This is a genomic window from Curtobacterium sp. MCLR17_051 (assembly GCF_003234395.1).
Lineage (GTDB): Bacteria > Actinomycetota > Actinomycetes > Actinomycetales > Microbacteriaceae > Curtobacterium > Curtobacterium flaccumfaciens.
Genome location: NZ_QKTA01000021.1, coordinates 23,322 through 38,601, shown reverse-complemented (window position 1 = coordinate 38,601; position 15,280 = coordinate 23,322). Strand labels below are relative to the sequence as shown.

12 protein-coding genes are annotated in these 15,280 nt (G+C 72.7%); 6 read left to right on the top strand and 6 right to left on the bottom strand.

The window, feature by feature from the left end:
* Window positions 1-77 precede the first annotated feature (77 nt).
* Window positions 78-518, top strand: a complete 441-nt coding sequence (locus DEJ06_RS15455) for an Rv3235 family protein (protein ID WP_111039901.1) — start codon at window positions 78-80, stop codon at window positions 516-518.
* A 143-nt stretch (window positions 519-661) separates the two neighbouring features.
* Here DEJ06_RS15455 and secA read toward each other — a convergent pair whose 3' ends face one another.
* The 6 genes from secA to mtrA all read right to left on the bottom strand — a co-directional run bounded on the left by secA (window position 662) and on the right by mtrA (window position 9,376).
* Window positions 662-3,448, bottom strand: coding sequence for a preprotein translocase subunit SecA (gene secA / locus DEJ06_RS15450; protein WP_110865380.1), 2,787 nt, complete (start codon window positions 3,446-3,448; stop codon window positions 662-664).
* 170 nt (window positions 3,449-3,618) lie between these two features.
* Window positions 3,619-4,329 carry a ribosome hibernation-promoting factor, HPF/YfiA family gene (gene hpf / locus DEJ06_RS15445; RefSeq protein WP_071405776.1) on the bottom strand — a complete coding sequence of 237 codons (711 nt, stop codon included), beginning with the start codon at window positions 4,327-4,329 and terminating at the stop codon, window positions 3,619-3,621.
* A 158-nt stretch (window positions 4,330-4,487) separates the two neighbouring features.
* A complete protein-coding gene (locus DEJ06_RS15440) occupies window positions 4,488-5,150 on the bottom strand; it encodes a ComF family protein (RefSeq protein WP_146245884.1) in 663 nt (220 codons plus the stop codon).
* A 97-nt stretch (window positions 5,151-5,247) separates the two neighbouring features.
* Window positions 5,248-6,930, bottom strand: a complete 1,683-nt coding sequence (locus tag DEJ06_RS15435) for a GerMN domain-containing protein (protein WP_111039899.1) — start codon at window positions 6,928-6,930, stop codon at window positions 5,248-5,250.
* On the bottom strand, window positions 6,930-8,696 hold the full coding sequence (gene mtrB, locus DEJ06_RS15430; protein ID WP_253183753.1) for an MtrAB system histidine kinase MtrB: 1,767 nt from the start codon (window positions 8,694-8,696) through the stop codon (window positions 6,930-6,932). The genes DEJ06_RS15435 and mtrB overlap by 1 nt, the downstream gene beginning before the upstream one ends.
* Before the next feature lie 5 nt (window positions 8,697-8,701).
* Window positions 8,702-9,376, bottom strand: a complete 675-nt coding sequence (gene mtrA, locus DEJ06_RS15425) for an MtrAB system response regulator MtrA (protein WP_017888813.1) — start codon at window positions 9,374-9,376, stop codon at window positions 8,702-8,704.
* Between the two features lie 329 nt (window positions 9,377-9,705).
* Between mtrA and DEJ06_RS15420 the strand changes: the two genes are divergently transcribed.
* The 5 genes from DEJ06_RS15420 to DEJ06_RS15400 are packed head-to-tail and all read left to right on the top strand — an operon-like array spanning window position 9,706 to window position 15,278.
* Window positions 9,706-11,025 carry a glycerophosphoryl diester phosphodiesterase membrane domain-containing protein gene (locus DEJ06_RS15420; RefSeq protein WP_181436879.1) on the top strand — a complete coding sequence of 440 codons (1,320 nt, stop codon included), beginning with the start codon at window positions 9,706-9,708 and terminating at the stop codon, window positions 11,023-11,025.
* A complete protein-coding gene (locus DEJ06_RS15415) occupies window positions 11,022-11,663 on the top strand; it encodes a DUF4129 domain-containing protein (RefSeq protein WP_111039897.1) in 642 nt (213 codons plus the stop codon). Before DEJ06_RS15420 ends, DEJ06_RS15415 begins: the two co-directional genes overlap by 4 nt.
* Complete coding sequence (locus DEJ06_RS15410; RefSeq protein WP_111039896.1) at window positions 11,660-12,913, top strand: DUF4350 domain-containing protein; 1,254 nt, start codon at window positions 11,660-11,662, stop codon at window positions 12,911-12,913. Before DEJ06_RS15415 ends, DEJ06_RS15410 begins: the two co-directional genes overlap by 4 nt.
* A gap of 5 nt (window positions 12,914-12,918) precedes the next feature.
* Window positions 12,919-13,926 (top strand): AAA family ATPase, encoded by a 1,008-nt coding sequence (locus DEJ06_RS15405; protein ID WP_372440167.1) that lies wholly within the window; start codon window positions 12,919-12,921, stop codon window positions 13,924-13,926.
* A complete protein-coding gene (locus tag DEJ06_RS15400) occupies window positions 13,926-15,278 on the top strand; it encodes a DUF58 domain-containing protein (protein WP_071405772.1) in 1,353 nt (450 codons plus the stop codon). Before DEJ06_RS15405 ends, DEJ06_RS15400 begins: the two co-directional genes overlap by 1 nt.
* Window positions 15,279-15,280 lie beyond the last annotated feature (2 nt).

Genomic DNA, 15,280 nt, shown 5'->3' with positions numbered 1-15,280 from the left:
TCTCCACAGGGTAGACCGGTGTGTATTTCGTATGTCGCACGCCCCATACGCTCGCTCCAACGACGGAAGGGGCAGGGGTGGCAGAGCAGGCACGCCGCATCGATCACGAGACGACGACGGCGCACCCACCGCCGCTGCGGATCGTCGAACCGGCGCCGGAGCCCGCCACGGTGACCGGTCCCCCGGACCCGGCGACGACCGCACGGGCGCTCGGGCTCTGCGTCGCCGAGGTGCTCACCGGCGCGCGGGAGGTCGACAGCATCGCCCGCTGGATCAGCGACGACGTGCAGCGCCACCTGCAGCAGCGCGCCGCGGTGGCCGCGCACGCCCGGGGCTCCGGTCGGCGGGCACGCGGGCGCCCGGTGCTCCGGGTCGGCAGCGTCCTGGTCTGCCGCCCCGCGGCGGGCGTCGCCGAGGCGACGGTGATCGTGCACGCGCGCAGTCACGCCCGAGCGGTCGCCATGCGGCTCGAAGAGCGACACGGACGGTGGCAGGCGACCGCGATCGGGGTCCTGTAGCCGGGGTAAGGACGGACGGGAGGCCCGGTGCCAGCTGGCACCGGGCCTCCCGTCCGTCGGCGGTCACGCTCGGTGAGCAGGAATGGTCGGGTCCCGACGTGGGACCCGACCATTCCTGCTCACGATGCGCTCGCGCGCGGTCGCTAGTTCTTCTTGGCCGCCTGGCGACGCTCGGCGCGGTTGCTCGCCGCGGCCTGACCGGAGGCGGTGGCCGCGTTGCCGAACGCGGAGCCCTGCTCCGGCTCGGCGACCGCTTCGGCCTCAGCCTCGGCCTGGGCGCGCTGCGCACGAGCGGTCGCGGCCTGCTCGAGGCGACCCTTCTCGTCGCGGACCTCGACCTCGCCGTCGATCGACGGTGCCGAGTACTCGAGGCCGGAGACCTCGTCCTCGCCGAGACCCTTGGCCTCGATCACCGCGTTCTCGCCGTCGGACTGCACCTGGACCTCGAGGTTGAAGAGGTAGCCCACGGACTCTTCGCGGATCTGCCCCATCATCGTCTGGAACAGGGCGTAGCCCTCGCGCTGGTACTCGACCAGCGGGTCGCGCTGCGCCATCGCGCGGAGGCCGATGCCGTCCTTGAGGTAGTCCATCTCGTACAGGTGGTCGCGCCAGCGGCGGTCGATCACCGAGAGCACCACGCGACGCTCGAGCTCACGCATCGCCTCGTCGCCGAGGAGTTCCTCGCGCTGCTGGTAGGCCAGCTTGGCGTCGGAGAGGATCTCGCGGGCCAGGAAGTCACGCGACGCCTTGCCCTTCGAGCCGGCCTCGGTGATGACCTCGTCGATGGAGATCGAGATCGGGTAGAGCGTGCCGAGCTCGGTCCACATGGCGTCGAGGTCCCAGTCGTCCGGGGAGCCTTCGCCGGTGTGGCTGTCGATCACGTCGTCGATGACGGCCTTGAGGAACGACTGCGCGCGGTCGTGCAGGTCGTCGCCCTCGAGGATGTGGCGGCGGTCGCTGTAGATCGCTTCGCGCTGGCGGTTCAGGACGTCGTCGTACTTCAGGACGTTCTTGCGGATCTCGGCGTTGCGGCCCTCGACCTGCGCCTGGGCGGACCGGATCGCACGGCCGACGAGCTTGTTCTCGATCGCCAGGTCGTCCGGCACGTTCGAGCGGCCCATGAGGCTCTCGGCGGCACCGGAGTTGAACAGGCGCATCAGGTCGTCGGTCAGCGACAGGTAGAAGCGGCTCTCGCCCGGGTCACCCTGGCGGCCGGAACGACCACGCAGCTGGTTGTCGATGCGGCGCGACTCGTGGCGCTCGGTGCCGAGCACGTACAGGCCGCCGACGGCGCGGACCTTGTCGCCCTCTTCCTCGACCTCGGCCTTGACGCGGGCGAACACGTCGTCCCACTCGGCCTCGTACTCGTCGGGGGTCTCGGTCGGCGACAGGCCCTTGGCGTGCATCTCCTGCACGGCGAGGAACTCCGCGTTGCCACCGAGCATGATGTCGGTACCACGACCGGCCATGTTCGTCGCGACGGTCACGGCGCCGAAGCGACCGGCCTGGGCGACGATCGCGGCTTCACGTGCGTGGTTCTTCGCGTTGAGGACCTCGTGCTTGACGCCCTGCTTGGCGAGGAGCTTCGACAGGTACTCGGACTTCTCGACGCTCGTGGTGCCGACGAGGACGGGCTGGCCCTTCTCGTGGCGCTCCGCGATGTCCTCGGCGACCTGCTCGAACTTCGCCTTCTCGTTCTTGTAGACGAGGTCGGTCTGGTCGATGCGCTGCATCGGCTTGTTCGTCGGGATGGGCACGACGCCGAGCTTGTAGGTCGACATGAACTCGGCCGCCTCGGTCTCGGCGGTACCGGTCATGCCGGAGAGCTTCTGGTAGAGGCGGAAGTAGTTCTGCAGCGTGACGGTTGCGAGGGTCTGGTTCTCGGCCTTGACCTCGACACCTTCCTTCGCCTCGATCGCCTGGTGGATGCCCTCGTTGTAGCGGCGGCCCATCAGGATGCGGCCGGTGTGCTCGTCGACGATGAGCACCTCGCCGTTCATCACGACGTAGTCCTTGTCCTTCTTGAACAGGGCGACGGCCTTGATGGAGTTGTTCAGGAACGAGATGAGCGGGGTGTTCGCCGACTCGTACAGGTTCTCGATGCCGAGGTAGTCCTCGACCTTCTCGATCCCGGGCTCGAGGACACCGACGGTGCGCTTCTTCTCGTCGACCTCGTAGTCCTCGCCCGGGGTGAGGCGCTTGGCGATCGAGGCGAACTCGGTGAACCAGCGGTTGGCCTCGCCCGAGGACGGACCGGAGATGATGAGCGGCGTGCGGGCCTCGTCGATGAGGATCGAGTCGACCTCGTCCACGACGGCGAAGAAGTGACCGCGCTGCACCATGTCGGACGCCTGCCACGCCATGTTGTCGCGCAGGTAGTCGAAGCCGAACTCGTTGTTGGTGCCGTACGTGATGTCGGCGGCGTACTGCTCGCGGCGCTCGGCCGGGGTCTGGTTCGCGATGATGCAGCCGGTGGTCATGCCCAGCGCGCGGAAGACGCGGCCCATGATCTCGGACTGGTACGACGCCAGGTAGTCGTTGACCGTGATGACGTGCACACCGCGCGACGGGATCGCGTTGAGGTAGGCGGCGGTCGTCGCGACGAGGGTCTTGCCCTCACCGGTCTTCATCTCGGCGATGTTGCCGAGGTGCAGTGCCGCGCCACCCATGAGCTGCACGTCGAAGTGCCGCATGCCCAGGGTCCGCTTCGCGGCTTCACGCACGGCGGCGAACGCCTCGGGCAGGAGGTCGTCGAGGGTCTCGCCGTTGGCGTACCGCTCGCGCAGCTCCTTGGTCTCGTCGTGGAGTTCCTCGTCGGTGAGGCTCGAGAAGTCGTCCTCGAGGTCGTTGATGGCCGAGGCGTACGCCTTCAGCCGGCGGAGGGTTCGTCCTTCGCCGATGCGGAGGACCTTCTCCAGCACGTTTGCCACGTGAACTCCTTACGAGGTCGTCGCGCGCGACCTGCACGCCCGATCGACCAGTCATGCTATCAACCCGCGAACCCACGGCGCTGTGAGCGGCGCGGCTGTCGCGGACACGGGTGTGCGCGGCCCGCGAACGGACCGCGCACACGGTGGGGGGCCGGAGGCCCCGAGTCGGATCAGGCGATCGCGGCTGCGCGCTCCGCGTCGGTGTCGACCGCGGCCGGCGCCTGGCCTGCGGGCACCTCGTCGATGCCGATCACGCCGTAGTCCCAGCCCTTGCGTCGGTAGACGACACTCGGACGGCGGGTCTCGGCGTCGAGGAACAGGTAGAAGTCGTGCCCGACGAGCTCCATGTAGTACAGGGCGTCGTCGACCGTCATCGGGGCGGCCTCGAAGACCTTGTGCCGGATGACGACCGGGCTGTAGACCTCGTTCTCGTCCTCGGCGGCCTCTTGATCGACGACCGGGACGGCACCGGTCGCGACGTCCTCGATGAGCTTGCCGTCGGCCGGGACGACGCCCATGCCGTCGAAGCCGCTGCCTGCGGCCTCGGCGACCGAGGTGGGGCGGTGCCGGCCGTGGTGCACCTTGCGGCGGTCACGCGCCCGACGGAGGCGTTCCATGATCCGCGCGAAGGCGAGGTCGAAGGCGGCGTACTTGTCCGACGCCGCGGACTCGGCCCGTACGAGCGGCCCCGGTCCGATCAGCGTGAGCTCCACGCGGTCCTCGCCCTGGCTGCCGCTCGACTTCTCGTGGTGGCGGCTGATGCGCACCTCGAAGGCGAGGGCGCGGTCGGCGAGCACGTCGATCTTCTCGGACTTCTGTTCGACGTAGGTGCGGAAACGGTCGGTGACCCCGACGTTCCGGCCCGTGATCGTCACGTCCATGTGGCGGCTCCCATCCAGTGTCGGCGCGTCGCCTCCGTCCGGCGACCCGAACGCCTTGTCGCGAGGCTAGACCCGGCGCACCCTCGGCGTCACGGGGAGGCGGCGAGTCCGTCGGACACTCACCGGACACACAGCGGCCACCGGGTGTTCACCGAGCATCAGTCGTCGACGCTCGCCACGGCGACGCAGCGCACCACCCGACCGCCCGCGGCCCGCACCGCTCGAACGCCCTCGGCCATCGTGACGCCCGTCGTCACGACGTCGTCGACGAGCACGACGTCGCGGCCGTCGACACCGGTCGCCCGCAGGCTCCCGACGGTCGCGGCGACGCGTTCCACCGCCGACCGCTCCTTCTGCCCCGGTCCGGATCGCCGTCGTCCGGCAGGGGTCCGGCCGAGGCGCCCCGTGTGCCGGACACCGCCGCGGGCGAGCAGCAGCACCACCGGGTCGAACCCACGGCGTCGGGCACCCGCCCGGGACGGCGGCACCCGGAGCACCACGGTGCCGTCCGGGGCCGCGGCGAGCGCCGCGCGGACGAGGGCACCGAAGCGGACGCCGAGCGGACGGGCGACGTCGACCCGGCCCCGGAGCTTGAGTTCGAGCACCAGGGTGCGGACCAGCCCCTCGTACTCGAAGGCCGCGTCGAGCCGGACGCCGGCGACCAGCCGGACCCGCCGGGGCCGTGCGTCGAGCCCCGCACGGCACGGTGGGCAGAGCGCGCGGTCCGGACGGCCGCAGCCCAGGCAGGCGACGGGCAGGAAGAGCCCGAGCACGGCGAGCAGGGCGTCACGCCACGGGGTGGGGGCGTCGTCAGGGGGCATGCCCACGACTGTGGTGGTGACCGGACGACGGCGGTGGGCCGGCGTGCCGGACGGTGGACGGGCCTCCAGGCAGGGCGGGGTGTGGAGGACGGTGGCGTCAGCGCTGGACGCCGAGCACGTCGGCGGTGACGCCCGTCGAGTCCCAGCCGCCCCCGGTGGACTGCAGGACGTCGCCGCTCAACATCCGGAGCAGCAGGGCGCCGCCGCTGCCGCCGCTGATCGCGGTGGCGCGCCCGTCGGGCTTCGGCAGGGTGCTCGACTTGCCGCCGATGGTGGTGCGGACGATGTTCGGACCGGTCGGCGTCTGCCCGACCGAGGCGACGTCGGTGTCGTTCACCCACGTGGCGTCGACCGCGGTGCCGCTGGCGGCCTGCACGCGGACCGGGGCGCCGAACGAGGTCGGTGACCGGTCGGACCCGCGGATGATCGCCATCACGTACAGGCCGGGGCCGTCCGCGGTCTCGATGAGCGCGAGTGCCCTGGTGGAGTCGCGGGACACCTGGAACGACACGAGGTCGCCGCGCGGCAGGGTGGTGCGCACCTGGTGGGGGTCGCCGCCGAGGCCGTACGCGGTGATGTGACGGGTGTCGGACTGCTGCCCCACCCAGACGAAGCCGAGGTCGTCGACGGCGGGGGCGACGAGGCCCTCGCGGGCGTCGACGCGCAGGCGGTCCTTGCCACGCACGACGACGACGCCGTCCCGGTTGCCGACGGCGGCGGTGGTGCCGGACGCCGACAGGGCGATCGAGGTCGGGTCCAGGCCGGCGATCGCGGCCCCGACGCCGCTGCCGAGTTCGGCGACCTTGCCGGTGCCCGAAGCGGCGTAGCCGACGACGCCGTCCTCGTCGACCAGGGGTCGGGGGTCGACGTCGGGGTTCTGCTGGGCGTCGGCTCCCCCGGAGTCCGGCACCGACAGCGTCGCGCCCTCGATCGTCATCGACACCGACGAGATGGTGGCGACCGAGGCGAGGGACTTGCTGAGCTGTTCGCGCATCCGGACCTTGTCGACCGTGCTCGCACGGAGGGCGTCGCTCGACAGGTCGACCAGGGCGGTGCCGCTGTCGATCGTCACCGCGTTGAGGGACAGCTGGGTGCCCTCCGGGAACGACGAGACGACGGCGCCCTTCAGCCAGTCGGCGGGGCCGGCGAGCAGGGCGCTGGCGATGCGGGTGCTGGTGGAGGACCGAGCGAGGAACCAGCGCTGGTCGGGCACCAGGAAGCGGTAGGTCGGGTCGTAGAAGTACAGGGCGTGCGACTGGAACACCGACTCGAAGCTGACCGGCGACAGGATGATGCCGTCCGGGGCGTAGGCGATGCGCCACTCGCCGTCCTCGCGGACGAACTGGAACGTCAGCGTCGACGAGGTCGGGCGCACCGCCTGGGTGTACTCCCCGTCGGAGTCGACCGTGGCGCTGGCCGTCATCGTGTAGGTGAGCTCGCGGTCGTCGACGCGCTCGACGGTACCGCTGCCGTCCCGGATCGTGACGCCCTGCCGGGGGTTCCACCGCTGGGCGAAGTCGGCGGCCAGGAACTGCCGGGCGATCGCGTAGTTGTCCTGGGCGCCGGTGGCGGCGGCGATGAACCCGCGGAGGATCGCCGTCTGGTCGGACCCGGTGATCGGCTTGTCCGGCCGGAAGTCGACGCCCGAGAGCGACTCGTCCTTGATGGTCTGCCCGGTGCGCACGGCACCGTCGGTCGGGATGGCCGCACAGGCGGTGACCGCGAGCAGGCTGACCGCGGCGAGCGCGACGGCGAGGACGTGGCGGATCCGGTGGCGCATCAGGACTCCTCTCGCACGGCGCGGGGGCCGTCGTACGACTCGTCGAGCTCGGGCAGCGGGATGGCCGAGGTGGCGGTGGTGCCCTGCTCGTTGCGGGGCAGGGTGAGCACGAACGTCGATCCCGCGCCCGGTCGGGACCACACGTCGATGCGTCCGCCGTGGAGCTTCGCGTCGCCGAGGCTGATCGCGAGGCCGAGGCCGGTGCCGCCGATGGTGCGCTTGCGGCTCGGGTCGGCCCGCCAGAAGCGGTCGAACACCCGTGCGGCGTCCTCCGGCGGCATGCCGACGCCCTGGTCGCGGACGGCGATGGCGACGGTGCGTGCGTCGCTGTCGACGACGACCTGCACGGGCTTCGCGTCGCCGTGCTCGATGGCGTTGCCGACGAGGTTGCGCAGGATCCGTCGGACCCGCTTGGCGTCGAGCCGCATCGTGGTGTGGCCGCCGGGGGTCGCGAGCTGCAGGTCGATGCCGGCGCGTTCGGCCAGCGGGCGGAACTCCTCGACGATGTCCGCGGCGAGGGAGGCCGGCACGACGGGTGCGGTGTCGAGCTGCACCGCCTGGGCGTCGTACCGGGAGATCTCGAGCAGGTCGGCGAGGAGCATCTCGAAGCGCTCCACCTGCGCGTGCAGGAGCTCGGCGGACCGGCCGACCGACGGTTCGAACGCGTGCCGGGAGTCGTAGAGCATGTCGCCGGCGAGCCGGATCGTGGTGAGCGGGGTACGGAGCTCGTGCGACACGTCGGAGACGAACCGCTGCTGCACGCGGGAGAGCTCGGCGAGCTGGGTGATCTGGCGGCTGACCGCCTCGGCCATCCCGTTGAAGCTCCGTGCCAGGGTCGCCAGGTCGTCCTGGCCGCGCACCGGGATGCGCTCGTCGAGGCGCCCCGCGGCGATCTTCCGGCTCGTCTCGGCGGCTCCGCGGATCGGCACGACGACGAGCCGGACGACGAGCGAGGTGACCAGGGCGATGAGCACCATGAGCGCCACACCGCCGATGGAGAGGGTCTGGGAGACGAAGTCCAGGGTCTGCTGCGCGTCGGAGAGGTCGTAGACCAGGTAGAGCTCGTACTGGCCGGCGCTCGGGATCTGCAGCGTGGAGCCGACGGCGAGCCCCGGCACCCGGCGCCCGTCGTCGTCGAGTTCGACGGGCTGCAGGCTGAGCCGACCGGTGTTCTGCGCGACCTCCTTGCGCAGGGCATCGGTGATCACCGCGTCCGGGAAGTCCTGGCTGGCGATGGTCTGCAGCGTCTGCGGGGTGGACTGGTCCGGGCTCCGCTCGATGGCGATGCTCGTGCCGCCCGGGCTCGTCGTGTTCGACAGGATCGCCTGCTGCGCCTCGTTCTGCAGGGTCTCGAGCTCGGACTGGTTGTTGTCCTCGGCCGCCGTCGCCGCGTCGAAGATCCCCTGGGCGACGATGGTGGCCCGTGCGGACTCGGACTCGATCTGGTCGCGGCGCTGCGAGTAGACGTTCGTCGAGATGCTCACCATGACCGCGGTGCCGATGATCCCCACCGCGAGCCCGGTCGTCATCACGGTGATGGCGACCGAGCGGAACATGAGCGAGCGCCGCCACAGGTAGGCGATCGGACGCCAGGCGCGTCGGAGCCAGCGCCGCATCCGGCGACGGCTGCGGTCGACGACGCCGATCGAGACGGTGGTGCTGCCGGCCCCACCGGCACCGCCGGACCCACCGGCGCCGGTGGCCCGGCCGGCGCCGCCGACCCGGCCCGAGCGTGCCGAGCCCGGCGGGCGCGTCGAGGGCGGCACGGTGCTCAGGCTCCTCCGGCGCGGTACCCGACGCCGCGGACCGTGGTGACGGTCTTCGGGTTGTCCGGGTCGTGCTCGATCTTCGCGCGGAGCCGCTGCACGTGCACGTTCACCAGACGGGTGTCCGCCTTGTAGTGGTAGCCCCAGACCTGCTCGAGCAGCATCTCGCGGGTGAACACCTGGTTCGGCTTCTCGGCGAGCGCCCGGAGCAGGTCGAACTCGAGCGGCGTGAGCGCGATCACGGTGTCACCGCGGCGCACCTCGTGCCCGGCGACGTCGACCGTGACGTCGCCGACGTGCAGCACGGTGGCGTCGGACGCGCTCGGCCGCAGGCGGGTCCGGATGCGCGCGACGAGCTCCTTCGGGTTGAAGGGCTTCACGACGTAGTCGTCGGCACCGTTCTCGAGCCCGAGGACGACGTCGGCGGTGTCGCTCTTCGCCGTGAGCATGATGATCGGCGTGCCGCTCTCGGCACGGATGCGCTTGCACACCTCGATGCCGTCGATGCCGGGCAGCATGACGTCGAGCAGGACGAGGTCCGGCTTGGTGGCGTGGAACGCGTCGACGGCGTCGTTGCCGTCGGCGCTGAACTCGGGTTCGTACCCCTCGGAGCGGAGCACGATGCCGATCATCTCGGAGAGGGCCTGGTCGTCGTCGACGACGAGGATGCGCGGTGTCATGTGATCTGGACTCCGGGTGGCGTGCGGGTGCCGTGGTCGGCACGTGTCCCCACACGATAGCCGAGGCCCCGCCGCGCCGGGTTTTCCGCCAGGATGGGGGTGGACCGTGCATCGCTGGCTCGGTCCGACACGACGAGGGGGCTGGAGTCATGTCCGATTGGCACACACCGGGCGGTGGGCAGCAGGGTGCGCCGACGCCGCCGGCGTCCGGACCGGCGCAGGGACCAGGACCCCAGCCTGGAGGGCCGCCCCGCTTCTCCGTGCCGCCGCAGCCCGCCCCGGGGCCGGGTCCGGGACGACCGGGCGGTCCGTCCGGTGGCTCGCGTCCGGTGATCCCGCTGCGCCCGCTCGGTCTCGGCGACATCCTGGCCGGCGCGTTCACGGTCTTCCGCCGGAACGCCCGCGTGCTGCTGCTCTGGAGCGTGCTGCTGAGCGGTGTGCTCGGCCTGCTCTCGACGCTGGCCAGCACCTTCGGGCAGCAGGCGCTGCAGTCGCGGATGTTCTCGGCCCTCGACGGCGGCAGCGGTGCCGACTCGGTGGTCGCGGGCACGCTGACGCTCACGGCACTGCTCTCGGTCGTGCTGCCGTTCCTCGCCTACCTCGGTCGCGGGTTCCTGGTGGCGCCGGTCGCCGCGGACACCGGGCAGCGGGTGCTCGGCCGTCGCGCCACGTTCCGGGGGCTGTGGGCGCTGCTCGCCGGCCGCCGGTGGTCCGTCGTCGCGTGGATGCTCGTGCAGATCGGGGCCGGCGTGGTCCTCGCGATCCTGGCCGGACTCGTGTTCTTCGGGGTGTTCGCGGCCATGGGCGCCGCCGACTCCGGCACCGGGTGGTTCGTGCTGGCGCTCGTGCTGTTCGTGCTCGGGATCGGTGTCGTCGTCGTGTGGCTCGCCACACGCTTCGTGCTCACCGTCCCGACCATCGCGCTCGAGGGCCGGCCGGTCTTCGCCGCAGCCGCACAGTCGTGGCGCCTGACCCGCGGGGCCTTCTGGCGGACCTTCGGCATCCTGCTGCTCGTGCAGCTCATGTTCGGGTTCGCGGCGTCCATCGCGTCGATCCCGCTCACCATCGGCGCCGTGCTCGTCGGGGGCACGTTCGACCCGCTCGGGCAGACGGGTGGCACGTCGGGAGCCGGCACCGGTGCGGTCATCGCCATCGTCGTCGGCAGCCTGCTCGCGATCGCGGTGCAGTGCATCACCGACGTGCTGAGCGCCTCGATCACCACGTTCCTCGCCATCGACCGGCGGATCCGCACCGAGGCCCTCGACCAGCGGATCGCATCGCACCTGGACTCCGGGCAGCCGACCGACCCGTTCGCACCGTCCGAGCCCGTCGCACGCCCGCCGTGGCCGCCGCAGCAGCAGTGGGGTGGCCAGCAGTGGCAGGCGCAGCAGCAGCCGTGGCCGGGGCAGCAGCAGTGGCAGCCCGGTCGGCAGCAGCAACCGTGGCAGCCCAGCCAGCAGCAGCAACCCTGGCAGCCCAGCCAGCAGCAGCAACCCTGGCAGCCCGGCCAGCAGCAGCAACCCTGGCAGCCCGGCCAGCAGCAGCAACCCTGGCAGCCCGGCCAGCAGCAGCAACCCTGGCAGCCCGGCCAGCAGCAGCAACCCTGGCAGCAGGGTCCGGGCCAGGCGCCGCCGAACGGCTCCGCGTGACGGCGGTCGACCCGGACGAAGCGCGTCGCCTGCTCGAGCGCGAACTCGAGCGGTCCGCCTACGACGGTGCCCGGCCGACGTGGTGGGACCGTGCCTCGCGCTCCTTCCTCGACTGGCTCGGGTCGCTCCGCGCCGACGGCATCGACTCCCCCGCTGCGGCCAGCACGGCGCTGGTGATCGCGATCGTGGTGCTCATCGCGGTCGTCGTGCTCGTCGTCGTCGCCCGCGGACTCCCCCGCCGACGCGCTCGGGCCGGTGACGGTGACACCGGCGGGGTGTTCGACGCCGACGACCTGCGCTCCGCCCGGGAACTCCTCGAAGCGGCCCAGGCCGCCGTCCGTCGCGCCGACTGGTCGGCAGCGGTGCTCGACGGGTTCCGCGCGATCGCCAGGGGCCTCGGCGAGCGCGACCTGGTGCCCGACGTGCCCGGAGCCACCGCGCGGACGATCGCCGCACGGGGCGCCGTGCCGTTCCCCGCGTCCGCCGGTGCACTCGACGCGGCAGCGACCGCCTTCGACTCGGTCCGGTACCTCGGTGCCGAAGCCGACGAAGCCGCGGCCCTGCGCGTGCTCGACACCGAGCGGACCGTCCGGCAGGCCCGGCCCGCCCGGGCCGAGGGACCGGTGGTGCCGGCATGACGACCGACACCGCCACGCGGACGAGCGCCGGACCGACTCCTGCTCGGGCTCCGGCTCCGGCTCCGGCCGAGGGACGCCGGTTCCGCATCGGGTTCTGGGTCGCGATCGTCCTGGTCGGCGTCCTGCTCGCCGCGCTGACCGCCCTCGTGCAGGGCACCGACCCGGACGCACCGCGCGCACTCGACCCGACCTCGACGACGGCCAGTGGCTCGGCCGCGCTCGTCCGGGTGCTCGAGCAGCGGGGCACCGCGGTCTCCGTCACCGACACCGTCGACGGTGTCGGCGGGATCGACGGCGGCACGGTGTTCATCGACGACGCCGACGGGGCGCTCGACCCCGCCGTCGCGGAACGCATCGCCCGCACGGCCCGGCACGTCGTGGTCGTCGGGACGAGCGGCGCAGGCCTCGATGCGCTGCTCGGGTTCCCGGTCGACCCGCCCGCCCAGATCGACGGCGACGCCACCGTCTCGACGGCCTCGTGCGGGATCCCGGCGGCGGCCTCGGCGACGCGGGTGACGACCGCCGGCTCCGGGTTCACCGTGGACGACGCGACCGCCGAACGGTGTGCGCCCACCGGCGAGGGCGCCTCCCGGGTCTGGGGCCTCGTGCGCACCACGACCCCGGGCGGTGACGTCACCCTGCTCGGCACGACCTCGGCGTTCCGGAACGACACGATCGCCACCGCCGGGAACGCCGCGCTCGCCCTCGGGCTGCTCGGCGCCGACGAGCGACTCGTCTGGTACACCCCGGCCGTCGGCACCCCCGACGCCGCACCGACCCTCGGCGAGCTCGCCCCGCCGTGGGTCCCGAGCGCCCTCGCGCTGCTCGCCCTCGTCGCCGTGGCGGCCGGTGTCTGGCGGGGCCTACGGCTCGGCCCGCTCGTCGTCGAGCGGTTGCCCGTCGTCGTCCGTGCTGCCGAGACCACCGAGGGTCGCGCCCGCATGTACGCCCGCACCCGTGACCGCACCCACGCCCTCGACACCCTGCGCGTCGCCGCCGTCCGCCGCATCGGCCGGATGCTCGGACTTCCCCGATCGGCCCACGTCGACGAGGTCGTCCGGACCGCGGCCCAGGCCACCGGCATCCCGCACACCCGTGTCGGCGCCGTGCTCGTCGGCGGGACCACCGACGACGACCGTGCACTCGTCGACGGCACCGCCGCGCTCGACGACCTCGAACGCGCCGTCCGCCGGGCGACCTCCGGTGACCGACCGACCTCCGACCCCGACCGACCAGGAGCACGACCGTGACCGACCTGCCCCCTGCCACCACCGAGCACACCGCACCGGAGCACGACCCCACGACCGCGGCCGGCTCCGACCTGCGCGACGCGTTCGGCCGGGTCCGCACCGAGGTCGCCAAGGCCGTCGTCGGCCAGGAGGGCGCGGTCTCCGGCATGATCGTCGGACTCCTCGCACAGGGGCACGTGCTGCTCGAGGGCGTCCCCGGTGTCGCGAAGACCCTGCTCGTCCGCAGCCTCGCCGCCGCGATGACGCTCGACACGAAGCGCATCCAGTTCACACCGGACCTGATGCCCGGCGACGTCACCGGGTCGCTCGTCTACGACGCCTCGACCGGCACGTTCCCGTTCCGCGAGGGCCCCGTCTTCACGAACGTCCTGCTCGCCGACGAGGTCAACCGCACGCCGCCGAAGACCCAGTCGGCCCTGCTCGAGGCGATGGAGGAACGCCAGGTGAGCGTCGACGGCGACGCCCGGGCCCTGCCCGACCCCTTCTTCGTCGCCGCGACGATGAACCCGATCGAGTTCGAGGGCACCTACACGCTGCCCGAGGCGCAGCTCGACCGGTTCCTGATGAAGCTGACGCTCGACATCCCGCCGCGCGACGTCGAGTGGCAGGTGCTCCGGCGCCACGCCGACGGGTTCGTCCCGCGCGACGTCCGGTCGGCCGGCATCACCCCGGTGGTCGGCGTCGACGAGGTTGTCCGTGCGCAGCGTGCCGTCCGCGGCGTCGGGGCCCGCGACGACGTGCTCGCGTACATCGTCGACCTCGCCCGGGCCACCCGGCAGGCACCGTCCGTCCGCGTCGGGGTGAGCCCCCGCGGAGCGACGGCACTGCTCGCGGCCGCCAAGGCCTGGGCCTGGCTCACCGGCTACGACGCGATCACCCCGGACCACGTGCAGGCCATGGCCCTGCCGGTCTGGCGGCACCGCCTGCGGGTCGCCGCCGACGCCGAGCTCGAGGGCGTCGGTGCCGACGGCGTGCTCCAGCAGGTGCTCGAGCAGGTGCGGGTGCCGATCTAGTGGCGGTCTCCGGCCGGTTCGTCGCGCTCCTCGCCGTCGCCCTCGTGCCCACCGTGCTGCTCGGCAGCGGGTGGGCCGGTCTGGCGTGGGTCGGGGTGGTGCTGCTCGCCGCGGCGCTCGACGTCGTGCTCGCCGCCGACCTGCGACGGGTCCGCGTGGAGCGGCGGATGCCCCGGCTCGCTCGACGCGACAGCACCGCGGACGGCACCCTCGTGCTCGCCAACGACGGCTCCCGGACGGTCCGCGGTGTGGTCCGTGACATGTGGGAGCCGTCGGCCGGCCACCGTCCCCGTCGGATCCGGATGACGGTCCCCGCCGGGGAGCGACGGACGGCCCGGATGCGCTTCACACCGTTCCGTCGTGGTCGACGCCGCACCACCGGAGTCGCCGTGCGGTCCTTCGGTCCCCTGGGCCTCGCCGCACGGCAGCGGGTCGTCGCAGCACCGGGCGAACTCGTCGTGACGCCGCCGTTCCGCTCCCGGCGGCACCTGCCGTCACGGTTGGCGCGGCTCCGCGAGCTCGACGGCGAGACCACGCTGCAGCTCCGCGGGCACGGCACCGAGTTCGACTCGCTGCGCGACTACGTGCGCGGCGACGACGTGCGGTCGATCGACTGGCGCGCCACCGCGCGGCGGCAGGACCTCGTCGTCCGCACCTGGCGGCCGGAACGCGACCGGCGCGTCGTCGTCGTGGTCGACGCGGGCCGGGCGGGTGCCGGCCGGGTCGCCGACGAACCCCGACTCGACACGTTCATCGAGTCGGCGCTGCTCCTCGGCGCCCTCGCGGCAGCCGCCGGCGACCGCGTCGACCTGGTGGTCCTCGACGACACCGCACACGACCGCGTGCACGGCGCCACCCGCACCGACGTCGTGCAGCGCTTCGGCGAGGCACTCGCGATGGCCGAACCCGGGCTCGCCGCGACCGACTGGGCATCCGTGCCCGCACTCGTCGACTCGATCACGACCTCGCGCGCCATGGTCGTCCTCGCCTCGAGCCTCGACTCCGTCGGCGCCTCGGGCGACCTGCTCGCCGTGCTCCCCCGGCTGTCCCGACGGCACGCCGTCGTCGTGACGAGCATCGAGGACCCGGCCGTCCAGCGGATGGCGCGCGGCGGGGTGGACCCGACCACGGCGATCCGCACGGCGCGGGGCGGAAAGGTGCCGGGCCTCCCGACCGGCGCGGAGCGCGACGTCTACCGACGCGCCGCCGCCGAACGCACCCTGCTCGACGCGGACGGTGCGGCCGACGTCGCACGGCGCTCCGGCGCCGAGGTCGTGCGCGGCGCGCCGGCGGACGTCCCGCCGCTCGTCGCCGACGCCTACATCCGGGCGAAGGCCACCGGCCGGCTCTGAAC

Coding starts and splice junctions, on each gene's coding strand:
- DEJ06_RS15435 (WP_111039899.1), bottom strand. CDS start 6,930: ATGCGCCACCGGATCCGCCACGTCCTCGCCGTCGCGCTCGCCGCGGTC.
- hpf (WP_071405776.1), bottom strand. CDS start 4,329: ATGGACGTGACGATCACGGGCCGGAACGTCGGGGTCACCGACCGTTTC.
- DEJ06_RS15440 (WP_146245884.1), bottom strand. CDS start 5,150: ATGCCCCCTGACGACGCCCCCACCCCGTGGCGTGACGCCCTGCTCGCC.
- mtrA (WP_017888813.1), bottom strand. CDS start 9,376: ATGACACCGCGCATCCTCGTCGTCGACGACGACCAGGCCCTCTCCGAG.
- DEJ06_RS15410 (WP_111039896.1), top strand. CDS start 11,660: ATGACGACCGACACCGCCACGCGGACGAGCGCCGGACCGACTCCTGCT.